General features: G+C 64.6%; 15 protein-coding genes and 2 riboswitches. Of the genes, 11 read left to right on the top strand and 4 right to left on the bottom strand.

The window, feature by feature from the left end:
* Nucleotides 1–70: 70 nt before the first annotated feature.
* On the bottom strand, nucleotides 71–1237 hold the full coding sequence (locus tag LGM42_RS25165) for a porin (RefSeq protein ID WP_059578008.1): 1167 nt from the start codon (nucleotides 1235–1237) through the stop codon (nucleotides 71–73).
* 66 nt (nucleotides 1238–1303) lie between these two features.
* On the opposite strand from LGM42_RS25165, the gene LGM42_RS25160 reads away from it, so the two are divergent.
* The gene (locus LGM42_RS25160) at nucleotides 1304–1483 is read left to right on the top strand and encodes a hypothetical protein (protein ID WP_155634551.1); all 180 of its coding nucleotides are present in this window, start codon (nucleotides 1304–1306) and stop codon (nucleotides 1481–1483) included.
* A gap of 455 nt (nucleotides 1484–1938) precedes the next feature.
* On the opposite strand, the gene LGM42_RS25155 is transcribed toward LGM42_RS25160, so the two are convergent.
* Nucleotides 1939–2403: a GNAT family N-acetyltransferase gene (locus LGM42_RS25155; protein WP_059577460.1), complete on the bottom strand. Its 465-nt coding sequence runs from the start codon at nucleotides 2401–2403 to the stop codon at nucleotides 1939–1941.
* A 149-nt stretch (nucleotides 2404–2552) separates the two neighbouring features.
* Here LGM42_RS25155 and LGM42_RS25150 point away from each other — a divergent pair, with 149 nt between their 5' ends.
* The 6 genes from LGM42_RS25150 (at nucleotide 2553) to LGM42_RS25125 (ending at nucleotide 9288) form a co-directional block, all read left to right on the top strand.
* A complete protein-coding gene (locus tag LGM42_RS25150) occupies nucleotides 2553–3215 on the top strand; it encodes a GntR family transcriptional regulator (protein ID WP_059577463.1) in 663 nt (220 codons plus the stop codon).
* Complete coding sequence (locus LGM42_RS25145) at nucleotides 3199–4437, top strand: dicarboxylate/amino acid:cation symporter (RefSeq protein ID WP_226233558.1); 1239 nt, start codon at nucleotides 3199–3201, stop codon at nucleotides 4435–4437. Before LGM42_RS25150 ends, LGM42_RS25145 begins: the two co-directional genes overlap by 17 nt.
* Before the next feature lie 173 nt (nucleotides 4438–4610).
* A complete protein-coding gene (locus LGM42_RS25140; protein ID WP_060010662.1) occupies nucleotides 4611–5012 on the top strand; it encodes a hypothetical protein in 402 nt (133 codons plus the stop codon).
* A 448-nt stretch (nucleotides 5013–5460) separates the two neighbouring features.
* Nucleotides 5461–5910 carry a GNAT family N-acetyltransferase gene (locus tag LGM42_RS25135; RefSeq protein ID WP_089466218.1) on the top strand — a complete coding sequence of 150 codons (450 nt, stop codon included), beginning with the start codon at nucleotides 5461–5463 and terminating at the stop codon, nucleotides 5908–5910.
* A gap of 121 nt (nucleotides 5911–6031) precedes the next feature.
* The gene (locus tag LGM42_RS25130) at nucleotides 6032–7435 is read left to right on the top strand and encodes an HD domain-containing phosphohydrolase (RefSeq protein WP_226233556.1); all 1404 of its coding nucleotides are present in this window, start codon (nucleotides 6032–6034) and stop codon (nucleotides 7433–7435) included.
* Between the two features lie 83 nt (nucleotides 7436–7518).
* Nucleotides 7519–9288, top strand: coding sequence for a histidine kinase (locus LGM42_RS25125; RefSeq protein WP_226233554.1), 1770 nt, complete (start codon nucleotides 7519–7521; stop codon nucleotides 9286–9288).
* Nucleotides 9289–9321: 33 nt separating this feature from the next.
* On the opposite strand, the gene LGM42_RS25120 is transcribed toward LGM42_RS25125, so the two are convergent.
* A complete protein-coding gene (locus LGM42_RS25120) occupies nucleotides 9322–10437 on the bottom strand; it encodes a PHB depolymerase family esterase (RefSeq protein WP_226233552.1) in 1116 nt (371 codons plus the stop codon).
* Between the two features lie 304 nt (nucleotides 10438–10741).
* Between LGM42_RS25120 and LGM42_RS25115 the strand changes: the two genes are divergently transcribed.
* From LGM42_RS25115 to LGM42_RS25105, 3 genes are all read left to right on the top strand, one after another.
* Complete coding sequence (locus LGM42_RS25115) at nucleotides 10742–11863, top strand: sensor histidine kinase (RefSeq protein WP_060313912.1); 1122 nt, start codon at nucleotides 10742–10744, stop codon at nucleotides 11861–11863.
* A gap of 189 nt (nucleotides 11864–12052) precedes the next feature.
* A complete protein-coding gene (locus LGM42_RS25110) occupies nucleotides 12053–12889 on the top strand; it encodes a class I SAM-dependent methyltransferase (protein WP_226233550.1) in 837 nt (278 codons plus the stop codon).
* 15 nt (nucleotides 12890–12904) lie between these two features.
* Entirely contained in the window at nucleotides 12905–13477 is a 573-nt protein-coding gene (locus tag LGM42_RS25105; protein WP_226233548.1) for a GNAT family N-acetyltransferase, read from the top strand.
* A gap of 175 nt (nucleotides 13478–13652) precedes the next feature.
* On the opposite strand, the gene LGM42_RS25100 is transcribed toward LGM42_RS25105, so the two are convergent.
* Complete coding sequence (locus LGM42_RS25100; RefSeq protein WP_226233546.1) at nucleotides 13653–14675, bottom strand: ABC transporter substrate-binding protein; 1023 nt, start codon at nucleotides 14673–14675, stop codon at nucleotides 13653–13655.
* A gap of 140 nt (nucleotides 14676–14815) precedes the next feature.
* Nucleotides 14816–14937, bottom strand: a riboswitch (guanidine-I (ykkC/yxkD leader).
* Nucleotides 14938–15369: 432 nt separating this feature from the next.
* Nucleotides 15370–15501, top strand: a riboswitch (guanidine-I (ykkC/yxkD leader).
* A 58-nt stretch (nucleotides 15502–15559) separates the two neighbouring features.
* On the opposite strand from LGM42_RS25100, the gene LGM42_RS25095 reads away from it, so the two are divergent.
* The gene (locus LGM42_RS25095; RefSeq protein ID WP_226233544.1) at nucleotides 15560–16315 is read left to right on the top strand and encodes an urea amidolyase associated protein UAAP1; all 756 of its coding nucleotides are present in this window, start codon (nucleotides 15560–15562) and stop codon (nucleotides 16313–16315) included.

The raw sequence follows: 16315 nt of genomic DNA, 5'->3' as shown, positions 1-16315 counted from the left end.
TTCGCCGGTCAGGCCGGGCGGCACGACGCCGGGGTCGTGCCGCCACTGCGCCGGTGTTGCCGGTCGGCGATCAGAAGCCGTGGAACATGCCGATGTTGACCTGAACCTGGTTGCCGCCCGACGAGGTGTTGCCGAAGTCGGCGGCCGAGGCCTGCGCGCCCTTCGCATGCACGTAGGCGCCCATCGCGTACAGCGCGGTACTCTTCGACAGCGAGTACGTTGCACCCAGCGATACCTGGTTGATCGAGGCCATCGTGCGACCTTCGGCGGCTTGCGCGGGCGTGGCCGCGGAACCGTAGACATACGTGTAGCCGGTCGCGAGCGACAGCGCCGGCGTGACCCGGTACTGCAGCAGCGCGCCGAGCACGTTGAAGTGGATCGACGGCTGGCCATCGTTGCCCTTGTACTGGGCGTTCGAGTAGCGCAGGCCAGCCGTGTACGGCCCCACCTCGTATTGCGCGGCCACTTGCGCGATGCCCGCGCTCTTGAACGCATTGCCACCGTTGTAGCCCGAACTCGGATAGCCCAGCGCGCCGCCGAAACTCGGTTGTGCCGTTGCGTTCAGCCAGCCGTTCTCGCCCTGGTTGACCGCACGAAAGTAGCCGCCGGCGACCGTCAGGCCGCCTTGCGCGTAGGTCGCGGCCGCCGACCACGACTGACCCGAGCCCGTTGCGCCGGCCACGCCGCCGAACGAGTACGCGGCTTCGGCCTGGAAGCCGTGGATGATCGGCGAAATGTACTTCACCGCGTTGTTCTGGTTCGTCGTGTTGTCGTTGTTGTCGACGTCGCCCGGGGTCGAGAAGGTCGACGCCGAAATGGCGTCGCCCGTCAGGACCTGGACCATTTCCGTCACGGCGTCGAGCTGGCGCCCCAAGCGCAAGGCGCCGTACTGATTGGACGCGAGGCCCACGTAAGCCTGGCGGTTGAACAGCGAACGCGTGTTACCGATGGGCCCCTGGCCGCCTATGCCGCCCGTCCCAATACTGAAACCGTTCTCGATCTTGAATACCGCCTGGAGGCCGCCGCCGAGATCCTCCTGCCCCCTGAGGCCCCACTTGTTCGAACCGGCGGCACCGCCATCGAGGCCGTACCTGCTGTGGCCATTGATGTTCGACGTGTAGCCGATACCGGCATCGAGCATGCCATACAGGGTGACCGACGACTGTGCCATTGCTGCCGACGATGCTGCGAAGGCGGCAACGGCGATAACGCTGATGTTGATCTTCTTGTTTTTCATCTGCATTTCACTGTGAGGAGAAGTTTCGGGACGGATTGAAACGGCTTGTGTCGCATTCGAATGCAGATGACGACGCACGGCCTGTGCGTCGTTCCGGTCGCGCCGGCCGGCGTCGTATATTCGCTCGGTCCGATCGGCATGCCACATTCGACCATTTCGTTATCCTTACAATTTGATGCGGGGAACGCGACGCTGCTCGACCTGTCCTGCACCCCCGATCAGAACGATCGCGGCGCCCCAACCTGAACGAAAGCGACTTCCTTGCTTTCGTTGCCGCTCCAGCTATCCTGTGTCGTCGCGCTTTGCAGGCGGAAAGACCATATCAGGAACATAAATTCCCGTCAAAATTAGTTTGATATAAGTTAATCTCGTTTGATAACGTCGCGCCTTACGGAGTTTCCCTGATAGGAACCGGGGTCCACGGAGGTGTATCGAGGTGCGCGCCGTCGCGCCGCCGAATGTCGACAACGGCAAGCGAAGGCGGAGAAGGGAGGTGAACGCGATATTCAGTTGCGGGCCGCCCCGACGATCAGCCATCAGGAAGGAAAGTACCGGTCGCCAGGGTCATTCTGGATAACCGTTCCATTTTCTCCGCGATTGCAATAATCGAAATGGAGAAGGCGATCGTTGAATATCTGTCCGGGCCGGCCGGCGCCGGACACTGACGCCGACCGAGATCGAACGTCAGCCGCGGACGAAACTCAGCGCTCGATCCGGCGCTGCATTAGATAGAATTTCATGTCGTCGCGCCCGCGCATTGAAATCGGAATCGGATCGCGATCGAACCCGAGGATTTCATAGAACCGATATGCCGATTCGCGCGCCGTGCACCAGAGCAGAATGCCGCGTTGTTCGCGCACATGGCGAATGGACAGATTGACCAGCAGGCGTCCGAATCCCAGGCCCCGTACCGACGGATGGACGGCCATGCCGCGCAGGCGCCACGCGTCGGCGTCCGAAACGCCGGCGTGTCCTTCCTTGCAAACCGATGCGACGGCGACGATGGCGTCGTGGTCGCGAACGGCAAAGTGCATGGTGGTGGGGGCGAGGTCGCCATGCAGGGCGCTTCCCTCCTCGTCTCCCGCCATCAGGATTGCGGCTCTGAGGGGATAGGTTTCTTCCGCACGGACGGCACAGATGGTAAAGCGCACATCTTGTGAAATCATATAATTATCGGCTCTCTTCGTGACGCGGATTTTCTTCCGTTTCTCTTTCGGTATACCCACTCGCAAAATTATCAGTTGCCGTGCGTTATGAGTAAGGGTAATTTCCTATCCGCGACTTCTTTTCAATCATACGCTAACTGCGATCACAGATGACGTCGAAAGTCTCGACAGATGCAGAGCTCGCCTACGACGAGATCCGATCGAGGATCTTTGACGGCCGGCTTGCGCCTGGACAGAAAGTATCTCATCGAGGCCTGTCAGATGAACTGGGTTTCGGCCAAATGCCGGTGCGCAGCGCATTGCATTTGCTCGAGTCCGAAGGGCTGGTCGTCGTCATCGAAAAGAGCGGCACCTATGTCGCTTCGCCGACCACGAGCGATCTCCGCGAAATTTTTGAAATGCGGCTGGCGCTGGAGAGTACCGCGGCGTTTCTTGCAGCGAGGTCGGGCGCAACGGCAGGGCTGCGCGAGGCCGCGGTAAAAATGCAGGAACTGGTTGAGCGGGACGTCTCGGACATCATGCTCGAGCAACGTATCGGCTGGGTGTTTCATCAAGAGTTGTTCGCTGCCGCACGGAACGTCCGGATCTCGTCGGCGTATGGTCTGTTGCGGGCCCAGACCCTGGCCCTGAACGAACTCCCGCGCGGCGACGCCGAAACCGTTCGGCGCGGCACGATCGAGCACCTGCACATCTTTCACGCAATCGAAGCGAACGACGGCGAGCTTGCGCGTCAGCATATGTGGAATCACATCGTTGACGGTACGCCGGCACGGATCAAACTGTTAAAGGCACGGCATGAACACGAAAAATAAAGGGCTTTCCCTCCCGATGCAGATGCTTGGCGGACTCGTCCTGGGCGCCGCGTGCGGCGTGTTTGCGCCGGGCTTTGCCGCGAAGCTGGGCTTTCTGAGCGCGATGTTCGGCCACGCGATCAAGATGGTCGTCATGCCGCTGATCTTCCTGTCGGTCACGGTCGGGGTCTTTCGGGCCGGCAGACTTCGCGAGCGGCTAGGAAAGGTCGCCCTGTCCAGTATCGGCTTCTTCGTGTTGATGACGGGCCTGGCCGCGTCGCTCGGCCTGCTGCTCAACCTTGCATTTCGACCGGGCCTCGGTGCGAGCATGACGCAATCCGGATCGATGCCCGCGGCGCTCGCGTCGAGCATCGACTGGACGAAATTTCTCGTTGATCTGATTCCCGCAAACATCGTCGCTGCGCTCGCGGCGGGAAATTCGCTGCCGGTGCTCGTCTTCGGCGTCATTTTCGGTGCGGCATTGGCGGCGGCCCCCGAGCGCGCCGAGCCTGCGATCGCCGTGTTCGAGGCGCTGCTGTCGGGGCTGTTCAAGATGGTCCAGTGGGTGATCGCATGGTCGCCGCTCGCGATCTTCGCCGCGATCGCGCAGTTGTTGTCAGCCAAGGGCTTTGCGGGCGCGCACTCGCTTATCGAGCTTCTGGGCGTCGCCTATCTCGGCATGGCGATTCTCGCGGTTGTACTCACGGCCGTCATTCGCGTCGCCGGTCAGTCGCCTCTGGCCGTGCTCAGGAAGGTGAAGGAACCGCTGATCCTCGGCTTCACGACGCGCTCCTCCGAAATTACCTACCCGCTGCATCTGAAGAAACTCGTTGAACTGGGCGTTCCGTACGGCGTGGCGTCGACGATCTTGCCTCTCGCCTATATTTTCAACCGCGACGGCGCGGTGCTCTACACGGCCCTTGCGGTCGGCTATCTGGCCGACGCCTATCACCTTGCGTGGTCCTGGCCGCTCGCGATCACGATTCTGATCTTGACGATCATCACCATCGACGGCGCAGCCAACGTGCCGTCCGGGGCGATCGTCGCCATCACCATCGTTCTGACGTCGATCGGGTTGCCCGCCGATGCGGTGCTGCTGCTCCTGGGCGTCGACGCGTTTTTCGACATGGGGAGAACCGCCCTCAACGTCTACGGGAGCACGACGGCAGCCGCTGTTGCGGTGAGACTTTCCGGTTCCGACAGTATCGCCGCCGAACCCGTCACGGGTCAGGCAAGCGTGTAGGTGCTTCGGAAGCGACGGACGCCGCGCGTGGCGATGTTGAGCCTGCCGATTACCAGGCGCTGGCGCACGTCCGTTCGAGCATTCAGGCAGGGCGAAGGGAACAGGTTGGATGGATGTGCGTTCCGATCAAGCTTCAGTGGGTGGAACGACGTATTTTTTGCCGGAGAAACAGGATGATTGGTTCAGAGTCCGCTGATTTTTTCATGCTGCGCCTGGGTACGCCGCATCCATCGTGGATGTTCACCGATGACAGTAACATGCTTGGCATCGGCGATTGCGACGGGGTGATGAGCGCCATGTTCGAGCTGGATCGCAACCAGGTCGCACGGATCAGAAAACTGGGCCGATCGGTGGAGAGGATTCGGTGCACGTGCGAGCGCGCTGGCCGGGAGCTGCACTTTTATCTCCATGGCAGGCAGGTATCCCAAGGCGTATGGGTCGGGGTCGCGTCGGCCGATCCCGACTATCTTCCGACCGACGAGATGATCGCGACATGGGAAGTACCGACGCCCGACGATGCGTTCAGGTTCGCGGGCGTGAGCGCAAACCGGGACGCATCGGTTAGCCCGGCCTGAACTGCGATCACAGATTATTGCACGGGTTCGAGCGGGCAAGCTCCGATCGGCCTGATCGATCGTTTGACCTGCCCGCCCGTCACACCGCGCGCGCCGTTCAATGCATGTGGTTCTGGCACACACCAACCTCGGATCGCCAGGACCTTTTTGCTGGCCGGTTCACCGGCCAGCGCTTTTTATTCCATTGAGCCGATTGCATCGGTTCGTTTGCTTCGCGCTCACCGACCAGAGGGTGACGTGCCGCGCCGAAGCCCGCGTCGAACGAAGACGCCCGGGCTCGGTTGGCCTCGTTCGTCGGTGAAGCGCGAGATAATCGGCGAAGGATTTCCGGCCACGCGGTGCGACGCATCGAGGCGCCCGGGCGACGTCGTGCGTCCTCGATGCCCGGGTGGCGCGGCGCCGCCAGACCGGGCGCTTGCTTCTCCGTGCATCCCGCCAGCCAATGACAATGTCCCTGACCTTCGTCCCCGTCACGCACGCCGACGCCGACACGCTCGTCGCGATCCGCATCGCCGCGATGCGCGACAGCCTCGAGCGCATCGGCCGTTTCGATCCGCAGCGTGCGCGCGACCGGTTTCTCGCGTCGTTCGACCCCGCGCAATGCCGTTTCATCGAAGCCGGCCATTTGCGTGCGGGCTTCTACACGCTTCGCCCGATGGCGGACCACTGGTTGCTCGACCACCTGTACATCCTGCCCGCGCATCAGCGCAAGGGTATCGGCGCCGCCGTGCTGCGCCGGATCCTCGCCGAAGCCGACGAACACCGGATGCCCGTTCGCGTCGGCGCATTGCGCGGCAGCGACTCGAACCGCTTCTACGAACGGCACGGTTTCGTGCGAACCGCCGAAGCGCAATGGGACATCTACTACCGGCGCGGACCGGGCACGGCGGCGACGTAGCGTTCGCGCGATGCATGCCGGTTGAAATCGACGCGCACGTATTAGCGTTTCCCCCGATGTGGAAAACGCGGAGCCGGCCGATGTTGCAGAGAGGGCGTAAATAATTGATCCGAGGCCGATTATGACGACATCTGCAACAAACGGCGTGAATGCCGTGTCGCCCGAAACGTCCGACACCGCGGCGGCATCCGGCGAAGCGGCGTCGATCCTGCTGGTCGACGACGAACCGAACGTGTTGTCCGCGCTCAGGCGCGTATTCCGGCCCACCGGCTACGACATCGTGACCGCCGACAGCGGCGAGGCCGCGCTCGACATCCTCGCGTCGACCGACATCGACCTGATCGTGTCCGACATGCGGATGCCGCACATGAGCGGCGCGGAATTCCTGGCGCGCGCGCGGGCGCTGTACCCGGACACGATGCGCATTTTGCTGACCGGCTATGCGGAGATCGCGTCGGTCGTGCAGGCCGTCAACGAAGGCGGCGTCTATCGCTACCTGAACAAGCCGTGGGACGATCACGACCTGCTGCTGACCATCGAGCAGGCGCTGGAGCAGCGCCGTCTGCGTCGCGAAGCGGCGCGGCTCGCGGCGCTGACGGAGGCGCAGAACGAAGCGCTGCGCCGTTTCAATACGGACCTCGAAACGCAGGTTCGCGCGCGCACCGAGGAGCTCGGCCAGACGGTGATGTTCCTCGAAGCGGCGCAAGGCGACCTGAAAAGCAGCTTCACGGCGATGGTTCAGGTGTGCGCGAGCATGATCGAGCTGCGCTGCGGGGCCGCGAGCGGGCATGCGATGCGCGTCGGCGAGATCGCGCGGCGGCTCGCGCTGGCCGCCGGAATGAGCGAACTGCACGCGCAGGACGTCTATTTCGCGGGGCTGTTGCACGGCATCGGCAAGCTGTCGCTGCCGGACGAATTGCTGCACAAGCCGCTCGCGAAGATGACCACGGACGAGCACCGCGTGTTCCAGGAGCATCCGTTGCGGGCGCAGATGGTGCTGACGCCGGTCGCCCAGTTGCACAAGGTCGCGTCGATCGTGCTGCACCAGTACGAGCGCTTCAACGGCCGCGGCACGCCGGACGGGCTGGTCGGCGACGCGATCCCGATCGGGTCGCGGATCGTCGCGATCGCGCGCGATTTCGAAGGGCTGCGCCACGGCGAAATCGGCGCACCGCATTCGATCGAGCAGGCGATCGACGTGTTGCGCTCGCAGGCGAGCGTGCGGTACGACCCGCAACTGGTTGCCGACTTCATCGAGTTGATGCGGGATCCGGCGAGTCTCGGCATCGCGGCGTCCGTCGCGGAAATCCGGTCGGCTCAACTGCGCGAAGGGATGGAGCTCGCCGACGATTTGCGCACGCATCGCGGCGTGTTGTTGATGACGAAGGGAAGCGTGATGTCCGCGCACCAGATCGAGCTCGTGCGCCGCTTCGAGACGCGGGAGGGCACGCCGTTCGACATTCTCGTGCTGGCGCGTCCGGCCGGCCAGACGCACGCTCCCAACGCAGGCGCGCCGCCGGCCTGACATCGAACGTCGGCCTGACGGCCGCGGGGCGCGCGACCGCCCGCGCCGCGGCGATGCATTCAACCCGTTCCGGGCGTCCGATCATGCATGGCATCTACAATCTTCCGCTCGTCCTGCTGTCGCTCGCGATCGCGACGCTGGCCTCCTATACGACGCTCGATCTCGCCGCGTTCATTTCGCTGCTCGACAATCCGAAGCTCAAGCGCGCATGGCTCGGCGGCGGGGCCGCGGCGATGGGCACCGGAATCTGGTCGATGCATTTCGTCGGCATGCTCGCGTTTTCGCTGCCGGTGCCGCTCGGCTACGCATGGCAGGAAACCGGTGCCTCGCTGGCGATCGCGGTGCTCGTGTCGTACTTCGCGCTGAACGTCGTCACGCGCGCGCGGCTGGGCTGGCGGCGGCTGTGCGCGGGCGGCGTGCTGATGGGCGGCGGGATCGCCGGCATGCACTACACGGGGATGGCCGCGATGCACATGCAGCCCGGCATTCGCTACGACGCCGCGCTGTTCGCCGCGTCGATCGGGATCGCGGTGATCGCGTCGACGGCCGCGCTGTGGATCGCGCAGGCGTTGCGCATGCGGCAGGCGCATCACGCGACCGCGCAACGCATCGGCGCGGCCGTCATCATGGGCGTCGCGATTACGGGCATGCACTACACGGCGATGGCGGCCGCGCACTTCGCGCCGGATGCGCGGTGCGGCGCCGCGAACGGCGTCGACGCGCCGTGGCTCGCGACGACCGTCGCGTTGTTTACGATGGCGACGCTGGTCGTCACGCTGCTGGTGTGCCGTTTCGATGCGCGCACAACTTTCCTGCGCGGGATGACCGATACGCTCGAACGGCTCGTGCGGTTGCGAACCGGCGAACTCGAACGCGCGCTGCACAGCTACGAGCAGACGACGCGGATGCTGCAACGCACGCGCGAGAACATGGCGACCGAGATCGACGAACGCAAGGCCGCGCACGCGCTGCTCGAACAGGAGAAGGACGAACAGCGGCGCCTGCTGCATGCGCTCGAGGAAACGCACGAACAGTTGCTGCAATCGGAGAAGCTCGCGTCGATCGGTCAGCTCGCGGCCGGCGTCGCACACGAGATCAACAATCCGATCGGCTTCGTCAGCGCGAACCTCAACACGTTGAAGACGTGGGTGCGCAGCCTGCTCGACGTGGTCGCCGCGCATGAAGCCGCGCTGCCGCAACTCGATCCGGCCACCCGCGACGCGCTGACGGCCGTGCACCGTGCCGCGGATCTCGACTACGTCCGCGGCGAGATCGCGCCGCTGATCGACGAGTCGATCGACGGCGCATTGCGCGTGCGTCGCATCGTGCAGGACTTGCGCGATTTCTCGCGCCCGGCCAGCGACGAATGGAGCGTGGTCGATCTGCATGCGGGCCTCGAGAGCACGCTCAACGTCGTCCACAACGAGCTCAAGTACAAGGCCGACATCGTGCGCGATTACGGCGATCTCCCGCACGTCGAATGCCTGCCGTCGCAGTTGAACCAGGTTTTCATGAACCTGCTGGTCAACGCGGCGCAGGCGATTGCCGAGCGCGGCGTGATCACGATCCGCACGTCGAGCGACGGCGATCAGGTGTCGATCGAGATCAGCGATACCGGTGCGGGCATGACGCCCGACGTCGTGCGGCGGATCTTCGATCCGTTCTTCACCACGAAGCCGGTCGGGCAGGGCACGGGGCTCGGGTTGTCGGTCTCGCACGGCATCGTCGAGCGTCACCGCGGCACCATCGACGTGACCAGCGAGCCGGGGCGCGGCACGACCTTCCGGATACGGTTGCCGGTTCGGCGCGCCGGCGACCGCGCGGCCGCGGCCACGCTGGAGCAACGGGCGTGACGACCTGATGGCCGGCGGTGCGGGTGTCGTGCGTCACGCCAGTCGCTTGCGGCGCTGACGACGGAAGAATTGCCAGAACATCGCCGTCGCGTCCGGCCCCTTGGCGGAATGGAACGGCTCGCCGGGATCTCCGCCGCTCCAGGCATGCGGCAGCCCGCGCACGATGCACACCCGGACGATCAACCGTCCACCCTTCAGATAATCGATAAAGTCCGCATCGCCCTGCGCGTAGCTGCGTTGCTCGCCGACGCGGATCGCACCATGTTCGTCGACGAGCCGGTTGAGCCGCGCGAACGCGATGCCGAGCTGCGTTGCGTTCCGGTCGGTCACGACCGTATCGAGCGCGCCGTGCACGACGAGCGCCGGCATGCCGGGATAGGACGCGACGTCGGCGCACGCGTCGAGCGCGTGGATCGGATCGTCGCGGATGCCGCGACGCATCAGGCTCATCGCGGCCATCGTCGACGACGGCGGCGCGATGGCCGGGCCGGAATGCAGGCCGACGGCCGCGAAGCGGTCGGGATACCGTAGCGCCAGCGCCGCGGCGAGCCCGGCGCCGGCGGACAGGCCGGCCACGTAGATCCGGTCGCGATCGAAGCCGTGGCGTTTCACGATCGCGTCGACGAGCGATGCGACGGCCGCGGCTTCGGACTGCGTCGCGTCGCCGTGCCAGTGCCAGCAGCGATGAGCATGGGCCGTCTTGGCCTGCTCGGGAAACAGCACGGCGAAACCGGACCGCTCGGCGAGACGGCAGATGCGCGTGCCCGCGGCGAACGATTCGGCCGTCTGCTTGCAGCCGTGCAGCATGACGACGGCCGGCATGCCCGCTGTGCTGGCAGGTGCCGCGGGGAGGTACAGCGCATACGCAAGATGGTTCACGAGCCGGCCGGCGCTCGGGCCGGCGGAATGAAACGAGCGGAGCCAGGTGCCGGCCGGCCGGGCCGACGGAGCGCGGACGGCGGGCACCATGCCCGTCCGTTTGGCGGCAGGGGCGGCGACGGTCGGCTTGCCGGTTCGTTGAACGACCTTCCTGGCGGCCTTTTTTGCGGCCGGCCGCGGCTTGCCGGCCCGTTTCTTCGGACGCGCGCCGGCCGCAGCGGAAAACAGTTCAAGATGCCGCAACCAGATGCTGGATTTTTTCCTGGGCATGTGCAATCTCGTAGCGGCGGCCGGATCCGCCGCCAAGTGAAAGTCGAATGGGGCGGGGAGCAAGGATCGTGCTGCGCCGCCCTGCAAAACGGGGTTGACGCGTGTCCGTTATCGGCGATGCCGGGTTGATCGAACTACGCCGCTGGTGCGGCTCGACTGGTACGCACGTTGCAGTGGGTTTCCTGTTTCCCGTCCCGGCTGGCGATTCCGCGTGGAGGCGACGATCGGCTCGCCCGCCGGGCTTCACGTGATATCGTGCGGTTCGACAGCAGCATCCACCGTTCATTCCATTGTGAGGGGCGACATGCGCCTAGCTGACTTCATCATACGAAACATGGAGCCGATACTGGTCCAGTGGGAGGCGTTTGCCGCCACGCTGTTACCGGCTGCGCGGCACATGAACTCGCATGGGCTGCGCGATCACGCGCGCGAGATCCTGACCGCCGTAGCCCAGGACATCGCCGTTCCGCAAACGCGGGAGGCACAACACGAAAAATCCTTGGGGCGCGCGGCCGAGCCGGCGAACGCCGCGGAGACGGCCGCGCAGACGCATGCCGTGCTGCGTGCGCGGCGAGGCTTCAACATCAACCAGTTGGTGGCTGAGTATCGCGCACTGCGCGCCAGCGTGCTGCGCTTGTGGATCGACGCATGTCAGCCGAGCCCGCCTCATCTGGACGACATGATTCGCTTCAATGAGGCGATCGATCAGGCGGTGGCGGAATCGGTCGCCTTTTTTACTGAACAGGTCGAGCAGTCGCGTAACTTGCTGCTGGGTATGCTGGGCCACGACATGCGCACGCCGTTGCAGACGATTCAGGTCACGGCGTCGTATCTCTCCGCACTCAATGCGGGCGAGGAAGTGTCCGAGGCCGCCGGCCGGTTGATCAGGAGCGGCGGTCGCATGCAGGGCCTTCTCGACGATCTTTGCGATTTCAACCGGACGCAGCTCGGACTCGGCATCAACGTCGTTCCTCGCCATGTCGATCTCGCTCACGTGCTCGCCAATGTGGTGGACGAACTGCGGGCGGGGCACCCTGATCGCGATATCGACGTCGATATACGTGGCGACCTCCGCGGCGATTGGGACGATCAGCGAATGCAGCAGTTGCTGAGCAATCTGGTGGGCAATGCCGTCAAGTACGGAACGCCCGGGACGCCGGTGCGGGTGACGGCCGCGGCGACCGATTCGGAAGTGTTGGTCGAGGTCGGCAATCGCGGGCCGGCGATCGATCCGGTCACGCTGGACCGTATCTTCGATCCGCTGCAGCGTGGCGAGGACCATCCGGATAGGAAGCGTGACGATGGCGGCCTGGGGCTCGGTTTGTTCATCGCCAACGAAATCGCCAAGGCGCATCGCGGCTGGATCGATGCGCGGTCCGACCGGACGGAAACCGTATTCGCGGTGCGGTTGCCGAGAGGCGGGTGAAGTGGGGGAGCTGGGGAGACGCGGCTTCAGGCGGCTCGCCATCCAGCTTGCGGCCGGCGGTGGCGACAGGCCGTCACCGGCCATTTTGAGACGTTCGACATCGTGGTCTGGTTCGTCGACAATCCGCTTGGGGTTCACGCGCTGGAGTCACGAGCGCTCCCAACTAGCGAACGATCGAATGGCGCAAGAATGACCTCGCGTGCAGAAATATACTTGAAAGATTTTCACCGCCGCCGGGCAGGAGCAACGCGTCGGGCCTATGGCAATCGACCTGCACGATCTGCGCAGGCAACCTACCTCTCTTCCTATCACGCACTGGCGAATCGTGTACCGAATGAAGCGATGTCGCGGACTGTGCTCGATCTGGCATGTGGTGATGGGCCATTGCTGCAAATTCTGAACGACAGGGGCCATGCAGCAACGAAGCTGATCGGCATAGACATCAGCGATGGCGAGTTAAGCGTGGCTCGGGGAATATTGCCGCGCGAAATCCGGTTGCTCAACGAGCGTGCACAAGAACTGTCGCTCGATAGCGGCTCGGTAGACTACGTGCTGTCGCACATGGCGCTCATGTTGATGGACGATATCGAACAAGTTGTTCGAGAGATTCGTCGGGTATTGCGCGACGGCGGCAGCTTTTCCGCTATCGTCGGGCGGAGCTTTTTGACCGGCAAGGTCGGCGAAGTCTTTTTGGACATCTTCAAGCCAATCGCGAAGGCTCAGCTCACGGAGTTGCGACTCGGTGACGCGCGCACACGCAGTGAAGCGGGTTGGCAAGAGCTACTCAAGCCCGATTTTGTCGATGTGGCTTTTGAGGACATCGAAATCGACTGGACGCCTACACCCGAGCAGCTGTGGTTCGACATGCTGGACACCTACGATGCCGACCGGATGTCGGAAGCCGCGCGCGCGCAGTTCAAAAGAGAACTGTTGTCGGCGTTCGCGCCCATGCAAAGCGAAGACGGTACGTTGCAAACTGGATGGGGCCTGCGTCTTGTTCAGGCCACTGCAGCCCGTTGCCGCTAAAACCAGGCAGCGCACATGGACATGCAACCCGTTCTGCTTGATGTAAGCGACACCCTTTTCACGGAACGACTAACCATTCGCTGCCCCAGAGCTGGCGATGGGCAAAAGCTGTTCGACGCGACGATTGAGTCGCTGGATGCGTTGCGGGAATTTCCCGCGTCGCTTCCATGGGCGATCGAGCCACCGTCGATCGACGCATCCGAAGCCTACTGCCGCACGCGATTCGCCGACTTCTCTGCCCGACGCGACTTCTCTTTCCTCATGCTTCTCCGCGATACCGAAACAGTGGTCGGCTGCGGAGGCGTACACAGACCTGTCTGGTCAATTCCAGCGTTCGATATCGGATGGTGGGGCCGCACGCCCTATCTCGGTCAAGGCCTGATAAGCGAAGGTGTGAATGCGTTGCTTCGATTCGCGTTTTCAGATCTGGGGGCGCGGCGGGTGCAAGCATTGGTGGACGAATTGAATGAGAAAAGTTGGCGGCTCTGCGAGCGCGTCGGCATGGGTTTCGAAGGAACGCAGCAGCACGCGCAAATCGAGCCGAGCGGACGCCTTCGAAACATGAAGGTCTACGCGTCTGTTCGTTGATGCGAAAGGTCCGGGATCTTGCTTGCCCATCGTGGTACACGCCGTCAGGCCGCCCAGAAACGAAGACGGCGGTATCGCCGTCGGCGGGATAGAAGCCCACACACCGCGACCGCCCCGGCATAGCCCACCGGCGCGTCGCACCGCGTCGCCGCGCGCGCCGGCCAGCCTCCCACGATCAATGCGCGTCGATGAACCGCGAATCGATATACGCGTCGACGTCCTGCGACTGCTTGTACACCGCATTACGCACATTGAACGCATTCGCGTTGCGCGTCGAGCCGTAGATCGAATCGAGCCCGTCGCCCTTGCGGAACGCACGCTTCGCGGCCGCCTCGTCGAGCAGATGCGTGCCCTTCAGCAGCGGAAGGTATTGCGCCGGCGCGAGCCCGACGCGCGCCGACATGATCTTGACCGCATCGGCTTGCGTCTTCGGATCGTTGATGTACGCGACGCAGCGATACCAGACCTTGACCACCTTTGCCCAGTCGGCCCGCCGCGCGGCGAGGCTCGCCGGCGCGACGGTGATCGCATCGTAGATCAGTCCCGGCGCATCCGCCGACGTGAAGATCGCCCGCGCGCCCGGCGCGCGCTTCAACGCCTCGCCGGCATTCGGTTGCCATGCAGCCACCGCCGCGATGTCGGCCGACGAGCCGAGCACCTGCGGCAGCTCGTTGGTTTTCGCATTCACGAGCGTGACGTCGCTGTCCTTGAGCCCGTGCTTCTGCAGCGCGGTTTCGAGCAGAAGATGGTCGACCAGGCCGAGCTCGACGCCGATCTTCTTCCCCTTCAGCGCCTCGACGGTGCGCAGCGGCGGCTTCGCGACGATCATGTCGTTGCCGGCCGAATAGTCGGTCAGCAGGATCATCACGTTCTTCGCGCCGGATGCGCCCGTCACGAGCGCATCGCCGTTGGTCGCCGCGACCGCGTCCAGCTTGCCCGCGGAAAACGCGTCGAGCGACGCCGAATAATCGAACCATTCGAAATCGACGTCGACGCCGGCCTCCTTGAACCAGCCCTTGTCGAGCGCGACCTGGAACGCGACCCAGCCCGGCCAGTCGCTGTAGCCGATCTTCAACGGTGCGGCAGCCTGTGCGGCGGGCGACGCCCATAGCGCGGCAGCCGCGGCGGCGGCGCCCAGTGCATGACGAATGAAACGGAAGGACGGCAGGCGGCGGAACGCCGGGGCGGGACGGGTCATCGTTGTTCTCCAGGAGACCGGGATCGGGATCGTCGATACGGACCGTGCGCGAGCACACGGTCCGGCTGCGTGACCGGTTCCTGCGGATGCGGAACGAACGGGGCGGCCACGGAGAGGCGCGACGGCCGTTGCCATCGCCAATCTCCCGGGCTTTTGTCCCGCCGTGTAGCACGCGTGCACCCGCTCTTGCGATCGGATGAACCCGCGCCGGGCTGCTCTCGGACCAGACGTTCGATGAACCGGAACCCTAGCACCCCTAAGATGCGACGCCGCCGCACCTCTCGGCGTCATGCCGAGCGAGAAGCGTGCCAACGGCGCGCGGCAACGCGATTCAACGGCGGCGCATGGTGCGCTGAAGTTCGATGAAGCGGGCGGCGAACAGCGCGTGCAGTACGCGCCGGAGCAGGTCGAGCTTGTTCATGAAGGATCGGGGATGAGGTGGCGGTGCATGGATTCAGCAATGCCCATGCCATCGCGGATCGGCCGGTGCGCGAGCGCGCGACGCGCACTGCGCCGGTGCGCGGTTGCGTGCGCATGGTGCGCCGCGCGCCCGCCGCGAGGGCAAGCAGACGCGTCCGCCATCCGCATGCCGTGCGGCATCGCGCCGTCGGGCCGTGTCGTGCGGCGATTGGGCGATGGCTGGCACGTAACTCGCTTGTTCGATGCCCGAGAGGTGCGAAGCAATTTGCATCATCTTCAGGATCGCTAGGGTTCCGGTCGTGCGGCGTGCGCCGCGCGATGCCTGGTCCGAGAGCAATCCGGTCTTGCCTTCGCCTCGATTCGAGGAAACGGCGAGGCTCCACGGAGGGATAAAAGCCCGGGAGGTCGCGATGTCGTTCGGTCGCCCTCTCACGCCTTTTGTCCAACCGACCCACGGAGCCGCCATGTCGCCGAGCCCCCAAGCCGTCCTCGCCCCACCGTCGCACGTCGCGTGGGAAACGCTGATTCCCGCCGGAACACACTGGTCCGGCATTCTGCGGCGCGGTCTCGCGCTGCGCATCGTCGATGTCGACGGCGGCGCGAACCTGTCCGCCGTCTTTCATCGTCAGGAAGATTTGCTCGAGCGCTACAACATGGCCGACACGCTGAAGGCGCAGCACACCGCGCATCTCACGCGCGGCCATGCGCTGTACACGGACATGGGGCGCGTGATCGCGTCGATCACGGCCGACACGCTCGGCTGGCACGATCCGCTCGGCGGCGTCGGCGATGCGCGGCTGTTCGCGCACAAGTACGGCACGTCGTCGTATCAGGCCGATCGCAACGCGATGATCCGCAACGGCCGCGACAGCCTCGTGCTCGAGCTCGCGAAATACGGACTGTCGGCGCGCGACCTCGCCGCGAACGTCAACTTCTTCAGCAAGCTGGACACGCGCGACGACGGCGCGCTCGATTTCGTCGCCGGCCATTCGCCGGCCGGCAGCGCGTTCGACCTGCGCTTCGAGATGAATACGCTCGCGGCGTTCTCGACCGCGCCGCATCCGCTCGATCCGCGTCCGGACTACGCGCCGAAAGCCGTGAAGCTGATCGCGTACCGCGCGTATCCGGCCGACGGCGCGGCGCCCGACGACGACCCGTGCCGGCGCGCATGCGCGGAGAACACGCGCGGCTTCGCGAATACCGACCGTCTGTTCGCATGA

Origin of the sequence: Burkholderia sp. AU39826 (assembly GCF_020419965.1) — a bacterium.
Taxonomy (GTDB): Bacteria; Pseudomonadota; Gammaproteobacteria; order Burkholderiales; family Burkholderiaceae; genus Burkholderia; species Burkholderia semiarida.
The sequence above is the reverse complement of the archived record's forward strand: the minus strand, read 5'-3'. Positions and strand labels throughout refer to the sequence as shown.